This window comes from Nitrococcus sp. (assembly GCF_059432795.1).
This window is the reverse complement of sequence record NZ_JBXWZQ010000044.1, coordinates 1-18,937: the sequence shown is the minus strand read 5'-3', so window position 1 is coordinate 18,937 and position 18,937 is coordinate 1. Positions and strand designations below refer to the sequence as shown.

Genomic DNA, 18,937 nt, shown 5'->3' with positions numbered 1-18,937 from the left:
CTGACCGGACGGTGGCTGGAGCGGGCGATGGGAATCGAACCCACGTCATCAGCTTGGGAAGCTGAGGTTCTACCATTGAACTACGCCCGCCTCTTTTGGCGCAGCCGCAGTCGGCTTGTCACCCAAGACTTTATTAGTACCCGAACTTGCCTTGAGCCGCAAGTGCCGTCAAGCCAACGGCTTCCCGCCCGATCGCCGTTACCGGGCGAGGCGCAAACCTGCCTGGGCGGCGAGCGCGAATGTGCCCGGATCATGCATGGCATGGGCGTGCTGGCGGAAGGCGACGTGCGCCGCGCTCGCACGTTACAATATGTTCAGCTTAACCAGGCAGCCAGACAGAGCGAGATGATACGTATCACCCTTACTGGCGAGGAGCGCGAGATCCAGGAGGGACTGAGCGCTGCCGAGCTCTTCGCCGAGCTTGACCTCAGCGGACGAAGGCTCGCCGTCGAGGTCAACGAGGCTCTACTGCCTCGCAGCCGCTTTGCCGAGTACCAAATCCGCAGTGGCGACCGGATCGAGATCGTGCACGCGATCGGCGGCGGCTGACGCCTTGCTTGACGGCTGCGGGTAACCCTTGAAGCTTCTTCATGGAAAGTGAACTCAACGAGACTATGCGGCAAGACAAGCTCATCGTGGCGGGGCGCGAGTATGATTCCCGGCTGGTGGTCGGCACGGGTAAGTATGCCGATCTGGAGCTGACCGGAAGGGCCATCCGTGCCAGTGGAGCCGAAATCGTAACGGTCGCCATCCGGCGCAGCAACATCGGCCAGAATCCGCACGAGCCGAATCTGCTCGACGTCATCCCGCCGGATCAATTCACGCTCCTGCCCAATACCGCCGGCTGTTTCAATGCCCAGGACGCGCTGCGCACCTGCCGCCTGGCGCGCGAGTTATTGGACGGCCACGACCTCGTAAAGCTCGAAGTGCTCGGCGACGAGCGTACGCTTTACCCGGATATGTCGGCGACCTTCGAGGCGGCGGAACGCCTCGTTGCCGAGGGCTTTCGCGTAATGGTCTACACCAACGACGACCCGATCGCCGCGCGTCGTCTGGAGGAGATCGGCTGTGTGGCGGTTATGCCGCTCGCGGCGCCGATCGGTTCGGGGCTTGGAATCCAGAACCGCTACAATCTGCTCACCATTGTCGAGAATGCCGCTGTGCCGGTGCTGGTCGACGCCGGCGTGGGGACGGCGTCCGACGCGGCGATCGCCATGGAGCTCGGATGCGCGGGCGTGCTTATGAACACGGCGATCGCCGGGGCGCGAGACCCGGTGCTCATGGCGTCGGCCATGCGCAAGGCGGTAGCCGCGGGTCGCGAGGCCTATCTTGCCGGTCGTATCCAGAAGAGGCGCTTCGCCGAGGCTTCCTCGCCTTTGGAAGGCAGTTTTTTTTGATCGGCCGGCGGGGATGTCAATAGGAGCGATGGAGGCAGGGCAAGAACTCCCGTACCGGCGTGTGCGCAGCTTCGTGTGCCGCGAAGGCAGATTGACCCGCGGTCAGGCACGGATACTGGAGCGCCTTTATGCCCGTTACGGGCTCGAATGCGGCGAAGGCTGTCTCGATCCGCAAGCGCTGTTCGGACCCGGAACGCCCATGATTCTGGATATCGGATTCGGCAACGGCGAGGCGCTGGCGGAGTTGGCCGGGCGCTACCCGGGACGGGGCTACCTCGGTATCGAAGTGTATCGCCCGGGTATCGGGCGGTTACTGCGCCGACTCGAAATTGAAGGGCTCGACAACGTGCGCTTGATTTACGCCGACGCGGTGGAGATCATGCGCCACCACATCGCCGATTCCAGCTTGGACGGCATCGAGGTGTTTTTCCCCGATCCATGGCCCAAGCGCCGCCACCACAAGCGGCGCCTCATCCAGCCGGAGTGGGTGGCGCTTGCCGCTCGCCGGTTGGTCGCCGGCGGCTTTCTGCATCTTGCGACCGATTGGCAAGACTACGCAGAGCATATGCTGGCGGTGGTGGAAGGCTCGGCGAAGTTCACGAATACCGCGGGGTGCGGCCGTTTCGCTTCCGGTCCGGGTGAGCGTCCATCGACGCGCTTCGAACGTCGTGGCCGGGAGAAGGGTCATGGCGCGTGGGATCTCGTTTTTCTCCGTGTATGATGTGGCGGCCGGCCGGGACACGGCATCCGTTCATCCCGCCTTACCAGAGGTAGCATTTTTGTAGTCAAGCATTCCTTTCATTCCACGGCTTCAGGTTCCCCGTGCCCGGCGGCCGGGGATCAAACGGGAAGCCGGTGCCCTGCGAGTCACTGCCTCGAGAGCCGCTGCGCCAAAGCTCGGCTCGAAGTGGCGGATGGCGCGCGTGGAAGTCCGGCGCTGCCCCCGCAACGGTAAGCGAGTTAAAGACACTGCTTTACGCCACTGTGCTTGCGCATGGGAAGGCGCAGTGTCTGGTGTGATGCCCGCTCGCGAGCCCGGAGACCGACCTGGAGCCCGCACCGGTTCAGTGCTGCGGAGGGCGGCGCTACGGGCGTGACGGTCTGCCGTTTGCCTCCGTGTCGTCTCCCCTCATCGCTTCCTGGACCTCCGTTACCACCATTGCGCGCGGGTGTGCGCGAACAGGGGTCCCATCGTCATGCAACGTCAGCCAATTCAGCTTGCCACGGCCGCCGTCATCGCGGGCTTGCCGGCCGCGGCAAGCGCCGTCGAGATTCCGCCCGTCATCGTGACGGCGCAGCGGTCGCCGACACCGGCCGATCAGACGCTCGCCGCCGTAACAGTGATCACACGTGAGGACATCGAAGCGACGAATCCGCAGAGCATCGGCGCTCTGCTGCGCCTGCAGCCAGGCGTCGACGTGGTACGCAGCGGCGGCATCGGCGGCAACACCAGCGTTTTTCTGCGCGGCAGCAATTCGGACCATGTGCTCGTACTCATCGATGGGGTAAGGGCGGCCTCCTCGGCGAGCGGGCGGTTCGAGTGGCGTCAGATTACGCCAGCTCAGATCGAGCGCATCGAAATCGTGCGCGGTCCACGCGCCGCGCTTTATGGCTCGGATGCCGTTGGCGGCGTCATTCAAATTTTCACGCGCGAGCCGCAGGGGATGACGGCCTCGGTGACGGCCGGCTCCCAGGACACGCAGCGGGCCGAGGCGGGCATCGGGCTCGGGCAGGCGACTCGCCTCGCGGTGAATACGTCGTTTACCCGTACCGACGGCATATCCGCCACCAATCCCAGCAGTTTCAGCCACGACCCGGACAATGACGGTTACATCAATCGCAGTGTCAACGCGCGCTTCACGACGCCGCTCTGGAGCGATGCGGCATTGCGCTTGTCCGGCTGGCACTCCAATAGCGATGTGGAGTTTGATGAGGGCGTACAGAACACGGTCAACGGCACTTACAGCGCCCGCCTTACCGACCGGCCGTTGGCCGGCTGGAACTACGCGCTGACAGTGGGCTACAACCAGGATGATATCGAGTCGAAATCCGCTTTTCCGAGCCGGATCGAGACGCAGCGCACGACCGTGGATTGGCAGAATAATTTGGATCTCGGCGCGATGCAGTCATTGACCCTGGGTGTGTTCTGGCGCCGGGATGTCGGAAAGAACGTCGATGCCGGGACCTCACGCCTCGTCTTCAACGACTCCATCACCAACGCCGCGGCTTACGCGAACTGGTTGGGCAGTTTCGGTCGCAACGATTTGGAGCTGGGTTTTCGCTACAATCGTCAAAGCGAGTTCGGCGGCTATCCGACCGGACAGCTTGCCTGGGGCCATCGCTTCGGTGCGGGCTACCGCGTGATACTCTCCTACGGCAGCGCATTCAAAGCCCCCACCCTCAATGAGCTCTTTCACCCTGGAGTGGGCGGGTTCTTCGCCGGCAACCCCGATCTCGAACCGGAGCGATCCCATTCGGCCGAGCTGGCGTTCCGCTACCAGCAGCCGGGCGGGCGACGACACGTGGAGGCCAATCTGTTTTATACGCGAATCGAGGGGCTCATTGCCTTTGCCGGCGAGAGGTCCCGGGCGATCAATGTGGACAAGGCGCGGATTCCGGGCCTCGAGCTGCAGTATGCCGACGGCGTCGGCCGCTGGCGGGTGGACTCCAGCCTCACGCTGCAGCGCCCGCGCAATCTCAGCGAAGACGCGCGGCTGCTGCGCCGGCCCGATACCAAGTTCTCCCTAGTGCTCTCGCGCGCTTTGGGCCGCTCCGGCCTCGTCCGCGCTGAGCTGTTGAGGATCGGCGAGCGGCTCGATGTCGGTGGCGAGAGGCTCGGCGGCTATACGCTGCTCAACCTCAGCGGCCAGATCCGCTTTACCCAAGCGTGGTCAGTGGAGGGACGAATCGAAAACCTCACCGATAAGGACTATGAGAATGCATTCGGCTTCAATGCCCTGGGCCGAATGTTCTATCTCAGCCTGCGCTACGCGGGGGCCGATGCCTGACCGGGTCACGGGGATTTAACGCCGATCGCTCACATCCTATAAGATGTCTGAAGCGAGGGCAGATTGACTACCAAGGAGGGCCGGCTGCTGGCGGATCGTGGGAGGTTGAGTAATGGGAACGATGCAACCGCCCGTCGTGGGCGAGTGGTACATGTTGCCGAGAGGCGAGAGCTTCGAGGTAGTGGCCTACGATCACGAGGAGGAGACGATCGAGATTCAGTATTTCGATGGCGCGGTGGAGGAGTTCGAGCTCGAAACGTGGCTCGAGCTCAGCGCAGAGCCTATTGAGCCACCCGAGGATTGGTCCGGCTCGGTCGATATCACTCCGGAGGATTACGAATCGGGGGACCGGGCCAAGCCATACAATCCACAAAATCCCCTCGACGAGCTAGATGTTAACGACAGGGACTGAGCCGCCTCCGTGGGCAGCGGTGGCGGCGCGCAGTCATGCGCTTTGATCCGGGTCACGACTGGAGACTCACGCCGAAAGAGGCCATCATCCTGCAGCGCGAGCTGGCCGGGCGGGTTCGGCTGCGGCCCGGTCCGAAGCGAGTGCGTTATGTGGCAGGCGTGGATACCGGTTTCGCCGATCACGGTCGGCTCGCGAGAGCGGCGGTCGTGGTCGTGAGTTTCCCTGAGCTCACGGCGCTCGAGACCCAGATCGCCCTGGAGCCCACGCCGTTTCCGTATATTCCCGGTCTGCTCTCCTTTCGCGAATTGCCGGCGGTGCTTCATGCGCTGGAGAAACTGACGATTCTGCCCGAGCTGATTCTGTGTGACGGCCAGGGCATTGCCCATCCCCGGCGGCTCGGCATTGCCGCCCATCTCGGTGTCGTCACGGACCTGCCCACGATCGGTGTCGGCAAGTCGCGTCTGATCGGCGACCACCGGGAGCCCGGCCGCGAGAAGGGTTGCGTGGCGCCGCTCATGGACGCCAGGCAACGCATTGGCACTGTCGTGCGCACGCGCAGCGCCGTGAGCCCGCTTTACGTCTCGCCGGGACATCACACCGACCACGACAGCGCGATCGAGTGGACGCTTGCTTGTACGACGAGCTACCGTCTGCCTGAACCCATTCGCATGGCGGACCGGGTGGCTTCGGCCCGTCCCGGCGCGGCTCAGAAAGGGAGCCCGTGCGTGGACAGGTAAACGCTGGCGGCTGCTCCGGCAACGATCAGCACCAAGCCCACGGCAGCGCCGATGAAAAGGGATCGCCGAGAACGCGCGGCTTGCGCTTGGATTAGCTCGCGCATGCGATCATCGGCTTGCATCCGGTACTCGGTAAGGGAGACCGCAATCTGCTCGCTCGTCGCGTCCCGCGCGGCTTTCGCCGCCGCCTCACGGGCCGCATTCCTCGCCAGGCCGCGACTGTCCTCGAGAATCCGGTCCCGAATGGCCGGCAGCGTCTCCTCGGTTATCTCATCGCGCAGGCGGGGCAGCGCGGTTTCCAGAACGATCTCGGTGAACTGGTGGCGAAATACGTCCGCGGCGAGCAGCTCGGCCATGTGGCCACGAAGCTCTCGGCGCAATTCGCCTTTGATCCTGTTCGATGCCTCGGGGCCCATTTCCATGCGAAAACGCTCGATGGTCTCCTTGGCGCTGTGCTCGGCGATGCGCCGCGCCGTTTCCTCGACCGCGGCGTCGGTGGAACTCCGGTCGCCTCCGAGGGCCTCGCCAATCGTCTTCTCGAGTTCCCCCCGCAAGCCATCAATGCGCTGCTGCACCAGTCGTTCGACGGCCTCGACGGCCTTCGCCTCAGCGGCTTCCCGGACCGCGTCCTGAATCTCCGACCACGCGATCTGCGTCGTCGGCTCGGCGTGCTCGGCAGCCGCGGGCTGCGCGGGCGCCGGCTTCTCGGCGCGGCTCGGGGAAGTATCCTGTCCGGCCTGCTGCGGTGTCGTCGCACGCAGGTCGCGAGAGACTTGCCCCAGGGATGCCAATATTTCTTCCAGACTCTCCTCGCCGCTCGGTTTGGTCAGAAACCCAGCGATTCCGAGTGCCTCGGCGCGTTCACGATCCTGCTCGTTTTCCTGCGCCGTGTACATGACCACCGGGATGTCCGTCTCGCCCGGCAGCAAGCGGATGCGCCGGGTTGCTTCGAATCCGTCCATATCCGGCATCATGTAGTCCATGAAGACCACATCCGGGCGTGCCGTACGGAGGTAGTCGAGGGCCTCGGTGCCGGTAGCCACCATATCGACATCCACGTTGCGCCGCTGCAAAAGCTTGCTGAGCGCGATGCGCGCAAGACGCGAGTCATCAACCACGAGGGCCTTTTTGACCTGTATCATTTAGAGTGGCTCCGTGGGTTGTGGTCGTGCACAACCTGAGTTAATTCATGGTGGGCCTTAGGTTGGCCGCCTGTCCGGCTCGAAGCCTCGCAAAGCGTATTGGCTAGCCGGAGTGTAGTTACCTGAACAACGGGCGCCATCGGCATCGGTGCCGGGTCCGCGAGACAACGTCGCAAAGGGCGCGGTTATCGGAAAAGAAAATCCGCCGGGCGGACGCCAACGCGGCTTGAAGCCACGTCCATGCGGGTTGCTGCATGCTGCCAACCGACAGTGCTTAGCGGTATCGAGCATGGGTCCGCCCAGCGGAGTGGTACCTCACGCCCGCCTGCACGCATCCTTCCGGGTACTTCCCCGCTTGCCTGCACGTGCACGCACCGGGCCAACCACTCCCGGGCCTCGACGCTACCCCCCAGCGCCGCTTGATAGAACCAGCGGATCGCGATTTCCTCATTCCTTGGTACACCGCGTCCCTCCGCATACATCACGCCTAGATTGTGCTGCGCGGAGACCTGATTCTGCCGGGCGGCGGCCTCAAACCAATGAACCGCCATCGTCTCGTTCAATGTCACCCCTTGTCCGGTCGCGTACAAGAAGCCGAGTGCATGCTGGGCCTCGGCAAGCCCCCGGAGCGCTGCGCGCCGATAGAAGTAGGCTGCGAAAACCAGATCCACCGGACAGCCGTCCCCCGTCTCCAGACGGCATCCCCGCAGGTAATCGTTCCGGGCCTTGTCAGCTTGCGAGACCATTGTCGCTCTTCCCCCTTTAACCACTATTCCGGCTTGCGCCGCCAACTGTTATGCAGAAACGGGGCCAACTGCTGCAAGCTCGGTCGTTCAGTCCATAACAAGGCCGCTGTCTTTGCTTTTTATTGATTTTATATCAATAACTTGAATAATTTCTGATTCGGTTCCCCGATGCCTGAGGCCGCCGCCATGCTACGCCGTCCCAAGGTGAAGATGTCGGATTTCCGTGACGTTCAACGTCAATATGTGACAGGTAACAGACCATTTCGTCGGACCCTTGCCGCAGGCCGGTGAATAACAGACGATGCGGCTAGCTACGGCGGCCGAATCGGATCTCGCGCGAATGGTATCGGCATCCCCCAGGGCTCTCGGTTGGCAGGCGGTGCTGCGCATTTATCTGCGTCGGCCGGTGATCACTATGGTGTTCCTGGGCTTCTCGGCGGGGCTGCCCTTTATGCTGGTGTTCGCCACCTTGGCGCTCTGGCTCCGCGAGCGCGGTGTCAGTCACGCTGAGATCGGTTTTTTCAGCTGGATCGGCGTGGCCTACTCGATCAAGGTCTTATGGGCGCCGGTAATCGACCATCTGCCGCTGCCGGGCTTGACCCGGGTGATGGGCAAACGGCGCAGCTGGATATTCGCGGGACAGCTGGGCATTGCGGCCGGCTTGCTGGGCGTCAGCTGTCTTGATCCCCACACGAACCTCGGTGCGATAGCCCTGCTCGGGGTGGTCGTGGCCTTCTGCTCCGCGACCCAGGACGTCGCGATAGACGCGTTTCGCATTGAGGCCGAGGAGCGGCGCTATCAGGGCGCGATGGCAGCCACCTATCAGCTCGGCTACCGGATCGCCAATCTAGTCTCCTATACCGGCGTGCTTTACCTGGCAGCGATCGGTTCCTGGCAGACGGCTTATCGGGTGATGGCGGGCCTGATGCTGCTGGGCATGGCGACGGTGCTGCTGAGCCGGGAGCCCGTGCATGCGCTCGAGCCCCCGCTAGAAACGACCCAACCTGCTGTCCGCACGGCGGGCGGAGGACGTATCCGCTTTTGGCGCCGCCGGCTCACTAATTGGCTTGCCGGCGCCGTGGTCCGCCCGCTGGTGGAATTCTTCACCCGCAATGGATGGCTCGCGTTGACCATTCTGATGTTCATCGGCTGTTTTCGAATCAGTGACATCGCTATGGCGAGCATGGCGAACCCCCTCTATATCGATTTGGGCTTCAGCAAGCCCCAGATAGCCAACATCAGCGGGCTCTACGGACTGGTGATGATCCTTCTCGGCGCTATGGTAGGGGGTACAGCCGTCGCCCGCCACGGCTTGATGCGCCCATTGCTATTGGCGGCTGTGCTCGTCTCGTTGACCAACCTCCTGTTTGCCTACCTGGCGATTCGCGGGGCGAGTGTCGCTTTACTGACACTGACCATCAGCGCGGATAACCTGAGCGGTGGTTTTGCCGGGGCCGTATTTATCGCCTATCTCTCCAGTTTGACCAACACGGCGTTTACAGCGACCCAATACGCCTTGTTCAGCTCGCTCATGACGCTGCCCGGAAAGCTCATCAGCGGCTTCTCGGGTGTGGTCGTTGAGGCACAGGGATACGCGTTCTTCTTTGTCTATACGGCGTTGCTGGGAATCCCGGCCATCGCGCTGGTGGCGTATTTGATGCGTCGCGGCGAGCGCGGCCCTGCCGCGGCGCTCGCAACCGGGCGAGCCGGCGGCACAGAGCAAACGGATCATAGCTAGCCTCTATTAATGACATAAAAATATGAAATTTTACTGATTGTCCCGCTTTCCATACACTCAAAGCAGTTCAAGGGTAACTCGACCGGAGGTGGGAACCATGAGTGTACTGGTAGGTAAGGAAGCGCCGGAGTTCAGCGCACCGGCTGTGATGGCGGACGGGCAGATCAATGAGGCGTTTCGGCTCTCCGACCTGCGTGGCAAGTATGTGGTTTTGTTCTTCTGGCCGCTGGACTTTACCTTTGTCTGCCCATCCGAGATCATCGCCCATGACAATCGCATGGCGCAGTTCGAAGAGCGCGGGGTGGCCGTCGTCGGTGTCTCCATCGACTCGGAATTCACGCACTTCGCTTGGCGCAACACCCCGGTGGACAAGGGCGGCATTGGCGCCGTGCGCTTTCCATTGGTCTCGGACAAGCGACACGAGATCGTCCGGGCCTACGGGATCGACCATCCCCAAGAGGGGGTCGCGCTGCGCGCGTCGTTTCTCATCGACCGCCAGGGTGTCGTGCAGCACCAGGTCGTCAATAATCTGCCGCTCGGCCGCTCAGTGGACGAGATGCTCCGTGTTGTCGATGCCTTGCAGTTCACCGAGCAGCACGGCGAGGTTTGCCCGGCTGGTTGGCAAAAGGGTCGAGCGGGCATGAAGCCGGACGCCGGTGGTGTGGCAAGCTATCTCGCCGAGCACGCCAAGCGGCTGTGATCGCGTCGTTGCAGGTGCAAAGCAATCCGGCTGCGGGCGCTCCGCAGCCGGCGACGACGACCTTTTCCGGCCAATGAGCCGATACCGGGAGCGTTTTGCATGAGTGAGGTTAAACACGCCAAGCTGTTGATACTCGGCTCCGGGCCGGCCGGCTACACGGCCGCGGTGTACGCGGCGCGGGCGAATCTGAATCCCGTTTTGGTGACCGGCCTGGAGATGGGTGGCCAGCTGACCACCACCACGGATGTGGACAACTGGCCGGGTGACGTCGAGGGTTTGCAGGGGCCGGCGTTGATGGAGCGCATGAAAGCGCATGCCGAGCGTTTCAATACCGAGATCATTTTCGACCACATCACCGAGGTCGCGCTCGAGCGCCGCCCCTTTCGCTTAAAGGGAGACAGCGGCGAGTACACTTGCGAGGCGCTGATCATCGCCACCGGCGCGACCGCCAAGTATCTCGGCCTCGAATCCGAGGAGCGGTTCATGGGCCGAGGTGTCTCGGCCTGTGCCACTTGCGACGGGTTCTTCTATCGCAACCAGGATGTCGCCGTGATCGGCGGCGGCAACACGGCGCTTGAAGAGGCGTTGTATCTGTCGAACATCGCGCGCCACGTCACCGTGGTGCATCGACGCGACCGCTTTCGTGGCGAGAAAATTCTGCAGGATCAGGTGTTCCGCAAGGTCGAGGAAGGTAAGGTCACCATCCGCTGGAACAGCGTGCTCGATGAGGTGCTCGGCGATCAGACGGGGGTGACCGGCATGCGGATCAAAAGCACGGAGACGGGTGCAACAGAGGACGTTGATCTCACCGGCGTGTTTATCGCGATCGGCCATACGCCGAACACCGGCATCTTCCAGGGCCAGCTCGAAATGAAGGGCGGCTATATCAGGGTCAAGAGCGGGCTGGAGGGCAATGCCACCGCGACCAGTGTGCCCGGTGTGTTCGCCGCCGGCGATGTCATGGATCATGTCTATCGTCAGGCGGTTACCTCCGCCGGCAGTGGCTGCATGGCAGCGCTGGACGCCGAGAAGTACCTGGACGGCCTGGCACTGGAGGGCGGTGACGTCGACAAGGCGGCCAAAGACGCCGACGCGATGGCCTCCGCTTCGGCCTGAGAGAGCGAACTCGCTCGGCCGACGGCGGGTTGCCATCCTGGGAGGGCTCGCATTGCCCGCGCGGGCAAGCGAGCCGCGTTTTCTTCATTACTGCGCAAGAATCGGATGGTCACTCCGGGCTGTTGACGGCACCCTGAGGCTCTGTCAGATGGCCATGCTGGAGCGCATCCATGCACGAGGAGCTGCGATGGCAGGCGGTCCTGACGCGGAATGCTTCCTGCGACGGCCGCTTCGTCTATGGCGTTCGTACCACCGGAGTCTACTGCCGCCCGTCCTGCCCTTCGCGCAGGCCGCTGCGCGGGAACGTGCGTTTCTTTACGACGCCGGCGGCGGCGGAACGCGACGGGCTGCGCCCCTGCAAGCGTTGTCGCCCCGACAGCAACGCCGCCAGGGACGCATCGCTGGCCGAGCGGATGCAGGCGTTGTGCCGGCAACTCGAGGCGCATCCGGACGCTCCCTCCAGTCTCGCGGTACTAAGCCGTCAGGCCAATGTCAGCCCGTATCATCTGCAGCGCCGCTTCAAGGCGGTTATCGGTGTCACGCCCCGGCAGTATTCCGAGGCGTGCCGTCTGCGATTGCTCAAGCGGCGGCTACGGGGCGGCGACCCGGTGACGGATGCAATTTACGGGGCAGGCTTTGGCTCCATCAGCCGGGTTTATGAGCGCGTGACGAGCCGGATGGGCATGACGCCCGGTCAGTATCGTGCCGGTGGCGCGGGGATGGAGATTTCTCACGCGACGGCCGAGACGCCGCTAGGCTTGTTGATGATGGCAGCCACCGACCGCGGCCTGTGCTTTGTCCAGCTCGGCGAGAGCGAGGAGGCGATGCGCGCCTGCCTGCAGGCCGAGTACCCGGCGGCAAGACTATCGGTCATGCCGCCTGTGGCCGAGCAACCATTCGGGCAGTGGATGCAGGCGCTGTGCGATTATCTGCGTGATGCGCCCAGCGCGCTCGATCTGCCGGCGGATGTGAGCGGCACGGCATTCCAGGTCAAGGTTTGGGATTATCTGCGTCGCATCCCCCGCGGCGAGCTTCGAACCTATAAAGAGGTCGCGGCGGCTATCGGCCGGCCTAAAGCCGTGCGTGCGGTCGCGAATGCTTGCGCCGCGAACCGCCTTTCTCTGGTGATCCCCTGCCATCGCGTCATTCGCGGTGATGGCGGACTGGGGGGCTATCGCTGGGGCATTGAGCGCAAGTGCGCGCTGATCGAATGCGAGCGTGCGCGCCCTGGCGATGCGCTTGCCGACGAGGTCTAGCCCGCCATGCCCGTGCTTGCCGAGCTGGGGGTGGTGGCGCCTTTCCCATGGGCGACACTGCTTGGCTGTCTGGGCCCACGGCTGATCCCGGGCTACGAGTGGATCGTGGATGGCGGGTACGAGCGCCGCCACAAGGGGGCGAGCGTGTGGGTGACCTACCGCCCCAAAGCCAATTGCCTGCAGATTACGGCCGATAAGGAGCTCGCCCGCGCCGAGATCGTCGGCCACGTTAGCCGTCTCTTTGATGTCGGCCAGCATACCCAGGCCGTCGATCAACATTTGCGCGCCTGCCCGGTGCTGCGCCCGTATGTGGAGCGGGCGCCGGGGCTGCGGCCACTGGGCTGCTGGTCGCCATTTGAGCTTTGCGTGCGCACCGTGGTCGGCCAGCAGGTCAGCGTGGCGGTGGCGGCGACGCTGATGCGCCGGCTGGTCGAGCGTTGTGGCGAGCTTTCCCCGGCGAAACTGCGTGTGGCCGATCTCGATGCCATCGGCATGCCGGGCCGGCGAGTCGCCGCCCTGCGGCGGTTGGCGGACGCAGCGGCAAGCGATGTGTCGGCGCTCGCGAGCGGAAGCTGGGCTGAGATCGATGCCGCATTGTCGCGCCTGCCCGGTATCGGCCCGTGGACCCGAGCGTACCTGGCGATTCGCCTGGGCCGCCGTCCCGACGTTCTCCCCGAGAGCAATCTCGGCTTGCAGCGCGCCGTCGGCGCCGCCTCTCCGGCTGCCTTGCGAGCGCTTGCCCAACGCTGGCGGCCCTACCGCGCCAACGCCGCCGCCTATCTCTGGTGCGCGCCATGACTGCGCGTGTGGCGAAGCGCATCGAAGCGTGCGACTGGTCGCGGGTGCTGGGTAGCCTCGACGCCGAGGGCGTCGCGGTGCTGCCGTGGCTGCTCGATAGGCGCCAGTGCCTGGGCCTCAAAAACATGTACCCGCATGCGCGGTATTTCCGCTCCCGTGTCGTGATGGACCGACACGGTTTCGGCCGCGGTGAGTACCAGTATTTCGTCGAGCCGTTGCCACCACTCGTCCAGGCAATGCGGGAGTCCATCTACCCGAATCTCGCGCCCCTGGCCAATGCGTGGGCCCAACGCCTGCGCGAGGCACGGACCTTTCCGGCGACGCACAGCGAGTTCCGCGCCCACTGCCACTGCGCCGGCCAGCGGCGCCCGACCCCGCTGTTGCTGCGCTATGGGGCGGGCGACTACAACTGCCTGCACCAGGACCTCTACGGCGAACTCGCCTTTCCGCTGCAAGTCATCGTGATGCTGAGTGAGAGGGGCACCGACTACGAGGGTGGCGAGCTGGTGCTCGTGGAGCAGCGCCCTCGCCGGCAGTCTCGTGCGCGGGTGGTGCCGCTGCAACGGGGCGAAGCGGCCGTCATTGCTGTCAACAGCCGCCCGGTGCTCGGACGACGAGGAGACTACCGGGTCACGCTCAGGCACGGCGTGAGCACCGTACATCGCGGTGAGCGTTACACGCTCGGCATCATCTTCCATGACGCTCGCTGAGGGCCCGCGATCCTGCGCCCTGTAGGGCGTGCGGCCGGTCATTGTAGCGTTACCTCCCCTTGACTATATTGCGGTCATGGCTTGGCCCATGGTACCGAGCCCGCCGAGACGCTCTATTGGAGCACCTGCGGTGGCCATCGCCGGAAAGATGGTTTTCGACAACGGCAAACGTCGGGGGATTACTCTGCGAGGGCGGGCAGTGTTCCAGGTGCGCTACGGCAGCACCGAGAACGGTCCGCGCATTTCTGAAAATGCTTCCAAGGGCCGTCCTGATCGGCAAAAGGAGTGCAATTACTGACGCTGGCGCGCGATGGCACCGTGAACCCTGTGCGGGCTAGCCGCTGTCGTCGGCATTATGTCCCGAGGTCATGCATAAGGGCAGTAGTAGGGCGAGCATGCGCCAGCAAGCCTATCCCGGTGATCAAACGTTCGTGCGGTGCACGCGCCACGGCGCCAAAGGCCGAGGCAATGGGGGGAGCCTCGGGCCTACCGCCGCACGCGCGCGCCGCCGGGGCCCCGGGATTCGCAATGGGATACCGGGCGGTTGTCCGCTTTAATGCCACGGCGTCGTCCGGGGGGCTGGCAAGTTGCCGCTCATCCGCCGCCTTTACATCGGAGTTGTCGGGCGCATTGGTGCTGGGGGCCGCCGGCACGGTACGGCAACTGCGCCCGGCCCCCGCCTAGAAGCAAATGGTTACAAAATGCCACTACCACAAGAAACATACACCTTCAGTGAACTGCATATCGATATCGCCAGAAACGCGACTGATGATTTCAATCTTTTCCATGATAAGAAAAAATGGCATCAGATCTCCCATAATCCATTTGGTGGGCCTATCGTGCTGGGCTTTCAATTAGTAGCCCTTATCGAGGGCATGATTCGTGAACATCGGATAAGAAATCGGGAGGATACAATAATCGTCGAGAAGGACTTGCGATACAGCAATTATCAGTTCTCGTTCGTCAATCCGGTCAAGGCTGGTGAAGATATTGATATTAAAATCAATAAAAGTGTATTTTGCGATGATGTCATAAGCCCTACTTTGAGCAACCGGGTAACCCTGAAGTCGGCGGGAAAACTCAGCGTGCACGGTTATAAGAAAGAATCGACAAAGCCACTCTTTTTATCCTCGCCTGATTTGCCTGATTTTAGTAGTTTGGCTGGCGCGGCCGACCGAGAGTTCTTGAACGATACCGGTTTTTTCATCAAGCGAAAATTCATGAATACAAGCAATGCGAAAAATTTTCTTTCTGGCTCACTGGTAGAGCAATCGGATTTTTTTGACGAGATTGAAGATAAGGCCAGTTTTCCCGAAATATTCCCTTGTGCATTAATCTCGTGTGCTTTGCTTGAGAAAGCCATCAAGGCCAATCTGGATTTCAAGAAAGATCCATTGGTTTATACCTCGCACAAGATTAGCGTAGCCCGCCACCGCCTTTCAGCACTGAAGAGCAACGATTGCCTGCATCTGTTGGTGCGCTCGATGCGGGAGAATGAGAGCAATCCGACCTCTTTGCAACAGACCCATGAGTGCTACGGTGTGGTCAATCGTGAATCCTTGCTATTTAGGGGGCTCATTTCGCTGGTCCCATTGAAAGGTTGATCGCGAGAAAACAGGTTGATTGCTGGTTTAGGCAGATTTCTAAAGTTTTGTAGCTGAGAAGGGTCAGTTAGCACGCTGTTCTGGACAGACGCTCAGGCCGATCTGGCACGTCTAAAACAGCCTGGTGGGTCAGTTCCGGTTGGAGCGGCTGAATTCCGTATGCTGTCGCGCCTTCAAAGAAGGTTGCCGAAGTTGAGTTTCTCTCCTAGTGCGGTGATAGTCTGCCGCTCAATAAAGGTAACGGACAATGAACCAAATTAGCTTCATCACTCGCTTTGTTGCGTACCTACCCGATAACAGTGAGTTTGGAACCAAAGAGCTATCACACGCGGCCGGGCTGATCGAGGGCCTTGGCCTCGAGACCCTGCGCCAAGACGGCTACCTGTTGGCCGTGGCGGCCCCTGCGCCGGTCTCGGCGGCGGTGCCGCCCACTATGTTGCTGGACGTGTTTGCTGGTACAGCAGTTTCGGGGCGCTTGACGGCGGTAAACTTCAATGGCGCCGACTCGGAAGCCGTACACCAAAAGGCCGAGCAGTCGGCTCAGTGCTATAACCTGTTACAACCTACAGAGACAAGCTTATCGATCGAAAGCGATGCGCTGGGGGTTAAGCCCATTCACGTGGCCCGCACAACGGGCGGCAATGTCTTGGGCACGCGCATCGCCGACCTGCTGTGTTTGTTTCCGGCGCTAGCGGAACCCGCGGATACGGTGGCGATGTATGAGTTGATGGGTTTTTGGTCGCCACTGGCGGGACGTACATTGCATCAACGCATCCGGCGCACACTGCCAGGCGGGTGCTATCGCTGGAGTCGTGCCACCGGGCTGTCCGCGCGCCGTGGCCGCGATATCCGCCCCGCGCCGGTCGCGCCGCTCAGGCTGTTGGATGAGACGATCGAGACAATCCGAGACACCTCGGCGCAATCGTTGTTGGACAAAACCGCAGGTGCGCCGCGGCCAGTGCTAATGGCGTTGTCCGGGGGATTCGACTCGCGTCTGATTGCCGCCTTATGCCGGGACCACGGCATCGAAATCCGCGCCCTCAATTATGGACGCCGACAGAATGAGGAGTGGCATAGTGCTAGGGCGGTAGCACGGACGCTGAATCTCGATCTGGAGATGATTCCTTATCGCGGGGACAATACGCTGCGCCATCTCACTCACCATCTGGAAACGATGGAAGGCACGGCGGACCTGGCATCCTCATCGATTATGAATTTGTTTGGGGCGTCCTCGACGCCCGGCAGCCCGCTGCTACATGGCTACTGCGGCGACGCCCCGGCCGGTCTCCGGGCCGGCGATTTTAGTGCCGCGCAGTATGCGTCCCGTGAATCGCTGGTCGATAGTATATTGCAGCGTTATTACGCTTCGACACGGCCGAATCTGCAGGATCTGTTCATACCCGCCGTAGACCTGGACGAGGTACGCGAGGACATACTCTCTGGCCTCAGTACCGAATGCGCAACCGTACAAGCCTATGTATTGTGGTATCTGGAAAATCGTAACCGCCGTCACGTAGGGTCTTACTTCTCCCTGCTCGGCGGTCATTTCGATACCATTATGCCGTTCTACGATCGGCGTCTCTTCGAGATCTGGTCCTCGATTCCGCCGATCGCGCTGGTGGACCGGGGCGTATTTCGCAGCCTGCTAGCCCGCTACTATCCGGCGCTCGCGCGGATTCCGCATCCGGAGGAGCCCGCGCCGATCGTACCGAACCTGCGGTGGCAGCTTGGGCGATTTCGCCGTGGCCTTCCGCAACAGATGCTGACCCGGGCAATGGGGACCCAAACGGCCAGGGATGTTTTTTTACGCTTTTACCGCCATGGCCACATTTGGAATCTGGCCAATCTGGCGGCACCGCAGCACAGGGCGCACATGCTCGCGAGAGTCGCAGCGCTGCGGCCGGTACTGAAAGATACACTTGGTATGGAGCTGTCCCCCAACTACGAAGCAGCGCTGTCCGCCGACTTGCAAGCGTTACGCAGCGTGTTTCTTGCCGCCGAGTATGCGCAGCGCCGGGCAACTACCGCCTGAAAAGCTACAACGTGAAGTGTTCGGTATCTCGGTTGCACTGCGGCGAGGCCGTTCCTTGGTAAAAGTAGAACGATAGTCTTCATTGAATGCGTGAGTGGCGGCTAGACACCTCTGGTCGCCCCCGCAAATGTGCGAAAGCAAGTTACGTCATCCTCAATCCCGGCGCATCAGGAGTCGAAAACTCTTCTCATTTGCTCCGTGCTGCGCCTGATCTGTTCATCTTGAGCTACGTAATGCGCGATATATAATTTCTTCGCCGAGGTCATCCGTGCATCCGCGGAGGCAGAAGGTAAGCGCAAGGATTGGCGGTTCGGATGATCTGATCCGACCCTACTTCTTTTCCAAGCGACCCTTTGGTCCGAACCGAGACGGCCGTCGCTTAAGGCGCTGGGTTGCTTTTCCTTTGCATTGACCGGAGCCGGGATAGGTCCAGGGCGGGCCTGCTTTGCCGGTTGCGCCGTGGTCGTGTCGAGCCGCTCCGGTTCACGACATCAGAGGTGGCTCATGCTTAGCTTCAGACGCGTTGGTTTTCGTCTCTTCGCACTCGTGTCCACATTCGCTTTCAGCCTGATGGCGAGCAGCACAATCCACATCGCGCACGCCAGGATATACAAGGGGGAACCCGTTCCCCTCGGCAACGGTGTGGCGCGGGTCGTCGTTGCGGCCAGCTCGGCCGGTAGGCCGGCATCGGTGAGCGTCGTCTTGAGCCCCGCGGCGCTCGATGGGCTGCCCGCAGCCGCTTCGCACCGAGAGACTTGGGAATATGTCTTGCCGATGCCTTCGGATGGGCCGCGTACCGGCTATGATCACGTGGGTCTCAACTGGAATCCCACCGGGCACCCGCCGGCCGGGATATACTCCGTACCGCACTTCGACATCCATTTCTATCTCATCAGCCGGGCCGAACAGGAAGCGGTGACCTTCCAAGGGGCGGCCGCAAAGCCCTTCCTTGCCCCACCGGATCGAACCTTGGTGCCAGAAGGCTACGTCGTGCCAGCGGACTCTGCCGTCGAGAAGATGGGATACCACGGCATTGACACGAAGAGCCACGAATTCCATGGCAAGGCTTTCGATCACACCTTCCTTTACGGCTACTACGGCGGGCGGCTTATCTTCGTGGAGCCCATGGTGACACTTGCCTACCTGAAATCGCGGCCGGATATCACCGCGCCCGTGCGGACTCCGCAATCCTACAGCATCGCGGCACACTACCCGAGCAAGTACCGCATCGGCTTCGATGTCAAACGCAACGAATACAGGCTTTCCCTGCTTGGGTTGAAGGCGTTCTCACCGAGCGCGCGGAGCGCCGCGCGGTAGCCGCTATCTCGCAGTCCGCACGCGGCCATGTGGCCGCGCGCGGGCGGCCTCTGGGTCTCGCGGCGGGCATGCACAGCGAGAGATCCTTCACTAATTTTCTGATATTAAGGAGAGTTTCTTCAAGGCTTGAGTGTACGACCGGATTTGTTTCGGAATATTTTTAGCATTCTGCTTCCCATGCAAAGTGTTTTTTAGGTCAAAACCGTAGCCATATACCTGTCTGT

18 protein-coding genes, 1 tRNA gene and 1 riboswitch are annotated in these 18,937 nt (G+C 62.1%); of the genes, 16 read left to right on the top strand and 3 right to left on the bottom strand.

Translation table 11 applies throughout. The features are described from left to right. Window positions 1-16 precede the first annotated feature (16 nt). Window positions 17-90 (bottom strand) — tRNA-Gly (locus tag AC52Q4_RS03730). A 162-nt stretch (window positions 91-252) separates the two neighbouring features. Here AC52Q4_RS03730 and thiS point away from each other — a divergent pair. The 6 genes from thiS (at window position 253) to nfi (ending at window position 5,554) form a co-directional block, all read left to right on the top strand. Continuing rightward, entirely contained in the window at window positions 253-549 is a 297-nt protein-coding gene (gene thiS, locus AC52Q4_RS03725) for a sulfur carrier protein ThiS (protein ID WP_495535460.1), read from the top strand. Window positions 550-590: 41 nt separating this feature from the next. Then, complete coding sequence (locus AC52Q4_RS03720) at window positions 591-1,397, top strand: thiazole synthase (protein ID WP_495535459.1); 807 nt, start codon at window positions 591-593, stop codon at window positions 1,395-1,397. Between the two features lie 13 nt (window positions 1,398-1,410). Continuing rightward, window positions 1,411-2,118, top strand: a complete 708-nt coding sequence (trmB, locus tag AC52Q4_RS03715; RefSeq protein WP_495535458.1) for a tRNA (guanosine(46)-N7)-methyltransferase TrmB — start codon at window positions 1,411-1,413, stop codon at window positions 2,116-2,118. Window positions 2,119-2,193: 75 nt separating this feature from the next. Then, a riboswitch (cobalamin riboswitch) is annotated at window positions 2,194-2,462 on the top strand. A 131-nt stretch (window positions 2,463-2,593) separates the two neighbouring features. Further along, entirely contained in the window at window positions 2,594-4,405 is a 1,812-nt protein-coding gene (locus tag AC52Q4_RS03710) for a TonB-dependent receptor domain-containing protein (protein WP_495535457.1), read from the top strand. Between the two features lie 112 nt (window positions 4,406-4,517). Then, window positions 4,518-4,817 (top strand): DUF6763 family protein, encoded by a 300-nt coding sequence (locus tag AC52Q4_RS03705; protein WP_495535456.1) that lies wholly within the window; start codon window positions 4,518-4,520, stop codon window positions 4,815-4,817. A 35-nt stretch (window positions 4,818-4,852) separates the two neighbouring features. After that, entirely contained in the window at window positions 4,853-5,554 is a 702-nt protein-coding gene (nfi, locus tag AC52Q4_RS03700; protein WP_495535455.1) for a deoxyribonuclease V, read from the top strand. On the opposite strand, the gene AC52Q4_RS03695 is transcribed toward nfi, so the two are convergent. Continuing rightward, window positions 5,524-6,696 (bottom strand): response regulator, encoded by a 1,173-nt coding sequence (locus AC52Q4_RS03695; RefSeq protein ID WP_495535454.1) that lies wholly within the window; start codon window positions 6,694-6,696, stop codon window positions 5,524-5,526. The genes nfi and AC52Q4_RS03695 overlap by 31 nt on opposite strands. A gap of 185 nt (window positions 6,697-6,881) precedes the next feature. Continuing rightward, window positions 6,882-7,442 carry a tetratricopeptide repeat protein gene (locus AC52Q4_RS03690; protein WP_495535453.1) on the bottom strand — a complete coding sequence of 187 codons (561 nt, stop codon included), beginning with the start codon at window positions 7,440-7,442 and terminating at the stop codon, window positions 6,882-6,884. A 340-nt stretch (window positions 7,443-7,782) separates the two neighbouring features. On the opposite strand from AC52Q4_RS03690, the gene AC52Q4_RS03685 reads away from it, so the two are divergent. The 10 genes from AC52Q4_RS03685 (at window position 7,783) to AC52Q4_RS03640 (ending at window position 18,713) form a co-directional block, all read left to right on the top strand. Next, window positions 7,783-9,180, top strand: a complete 1,398-nt coding sequence (locus AC52Q4_RS03685; protein ID WP_495535452.1) for an AmpG family muropeptide MFS transporter — start codon at window positions 7,783-7,785, stop codon at window positions 9,178-9,180. Window positions 9,181-9,277: 97 nt separating this feature from the next. Then, window positions 9,278-9,880 (top strand): peroxiredoxin, encoded by a 603-nt coding sequence (locus tag AC52Q4_RS03680; RefSeq protein WP_495535451.1) that lies wholly within the window; start codon window positions 9,278-9,280, stop codon window positions 9,878-9,880. Between the two features lie 99 nt (window positions 9,881-9,979). Beyond that, window positions 9,980-10,996 (top strand): thioredoxin-disulfide reductase, encoded by a 1,017-nt coding sequence (gene trxB, locus AC52Q4_RS03675; protein WP_495535450.1) that lies wholly within the window; start codon window positions 9,980-9,982, stop codon window positions 10,994-10,996. A 170-nt stretch (window positions 10,997-11,166) separates the two neighbouring features. After that, entirely contained in the window at window positions 11,167-12,252 is a 1,086-nt protein-coding gene (gene ada / locus AC52Q4_RS03670) for a bifunctional DNA-binding transcriptional regulator/O6-methylguanine-DNA methyltransferase Ada (protein WP_495535449.1), read from the top strand. A gap of 6 nt (window positions 12,253-12,258) precedes the next feature. Next, window positions 12,259-13,050 carry a DNA-3-methyladenine glycosylase family protein gene (locus AC52Q4_RS03665; protein ID WP_495535448.1) on the top strand — a complete coding sequence of 264 codons (792 nt, stop codon included), beginning with the start codon at window positions 12,259-12,261 and terminating at the stop codon, window positions 13,048-13,050. Next, a complete protein-coding gene (locus tag AC52Q4_RS03660) occupies window positions 13,047-13,760 on the top strand; it encodes a 2OG-Fe(II) oxygenase (protein WP_495535447.1) in 714 nt (237 codons plus the stop codon). Before AC52Q4_RS03665 ends, AC52Q4_RS03660 begins: the two co-directional genes overlap by 4 nt. 130 nt (window positions 13,761-13,890) lie before the next feature. Then, complete coding sequence (locus tag AC52Q4_RS03655) at window positions 13,891-14,058, top strand: hypothetical protein (RefSeq protein ID WP_495535446.1); 168 nt, start codon at window positions 13,891-13,893, stop codon at window positions 14,056-14,058. Between the two features lie 289 nt (window positions 14,059-14,347). Next, the gene (locus AC52Q4_RS03650; RefSeq protein WP_495535445.1) at window positions 14,348-15,364 is read left to right on the top strand and encodes a hypothetical protein; all 1,017 of its coding nucleotides are present in this window, start codon (window positions 14,348-14,350) and stop codon (window positions 15,362-15,364) included. 247 nt (window positions 15,365-15,611) lie between these two features. Then, on the top strand, window positions 15,612-17,396 hold the full coding sequence (locus tag AC52Q4_RS03645; RefSeq protein WP_495535444.1) for an asparagine synthase-related protein: 1,785 nt from the start codon (window positions 15,612-15,614) through the stop codon (window positions 17,394-17,396). A gap of 570 nt (window positions 17,397-17,966) precedes the next feature. Beyond that, window positions 17,967-18,713, top strand: a complete 747-nt coding sequence (locus tag AC52Q4_RS03640; RefSeq protein ID WP_495535443.1) for a DUF5602 domain-containing protein — start codon at window positions 17,967-17,969, stop codon at window positions 18,711-18,713. Window positions 18,714-18,937: the final 224 nt, after the last annotated feature.

Coding starts and splice junctions, on each gene's coding strand:
- ada (WP_495535449.1), top strand. CDS start 11,167: ATGCACGAGGAGCTGCGATGGCAGGCGGTCCTGACGCGGAATGCTTCC.
- AC52Q4_RS03645 (WP_495535444.1), top strand. CDS start 15,612: ATGAACCAAATTAGCTTCATCACTCGCTTTGTTGCGTACCTACCCGAT.
- nfi (WP_495535455.1), top strand. CDS start 4,853: ATGCGCTTTGATCCGGGTCACGACTGGAGACTCACGCCGAAAGAGGCC.
- AC52Q4_RS03665 (WP_495535448.1), top strand. CDS start 12,259: ATGCCCGTGCTTGCCGAGCTGGGGGTGGTGGCGCCTTTCCCATGGGCG.
- trmB (WP_495535458.1), top strand. CDS start 1,411: ATGTCAATAGGAGCGATGGAGGCAGGGCAAGAACTCCCGTACCGGCGT.
- AC52Q4_RS03690 (WP_495535453.1), bottom strand. CDS start 7,442: ATGGTCTCGCAAGCTGACAAGGCCCGGAACGATTACCTGCGGGGATGC.
- AC52Q4_RS03680 (WP_495535451.1), top strand. CDS start 9,278: ATGAGTGTACTGGTAGGTAAGGAAGCGCCGGAGTTCAGCGCACCGGCT.
- thiS (WP_495535460.1), top strand. CDS start 253: ATGCATGGCATGGGCGTGCTGGCGGAAGGCGACGTGCGCCGCGCTCGC.
- AC52Q4_RS03660 (WP_495535447.1), top strand. CDS start 13,047: ATGACTGCGCGTGTGGCGAAGCGCATCGAAGCGTGCGACTGGTCGCGG.
- AC52Q4_RS03710 (WP_495535457.1), top strand. CDS start 2,594: ATGCAACGTCAGCCAATTCAGCTTGCCACGGCCGCCGTCATCGCGGGC.
- AC52Q4_RS03640 (WP_495535443.1), top strand. CDS start 17,967: ATGGCGAGCAGCACAATCCACATCGCGCACGCCAGGATATACAAGGGG.
- AC52Q4_RS03705 (WP_495535456.1), top strand. CDS start 4,518: ATGGGAACGATGCAACCGCCCGTCGTGGGCGAGTGGTACATGTTGCCG.
- AC52Q4_RS03685 (WP_495535452.1), top strand. CDS start 7,783: ATGGTATCGGCATCCCCCAGGGCTCTCGGTTGGCAGGCGGTGCTGCGC.
- AC52Q4_RS03695 (WP_495535454.1), bottom strand. CDS start 6,696: ATGATACAGGTCAAAAAGGCCCTCGTGGTTGATGACTCGCGTCTTGCG.
- trxB (WP_495535450.1), top strand. CDS start 9,980: ATGAGTGAGGTTAAACACGCCAAGCTGTTGATACTCGGCTCCGGGCCG.
- AC52Q4_RS03720 (WP_495535459.1), top strand. CDS start 591: ATGGAAAGTGAACTCAACGAGACTATGCGGCAAGACAAGCTCATCGTG.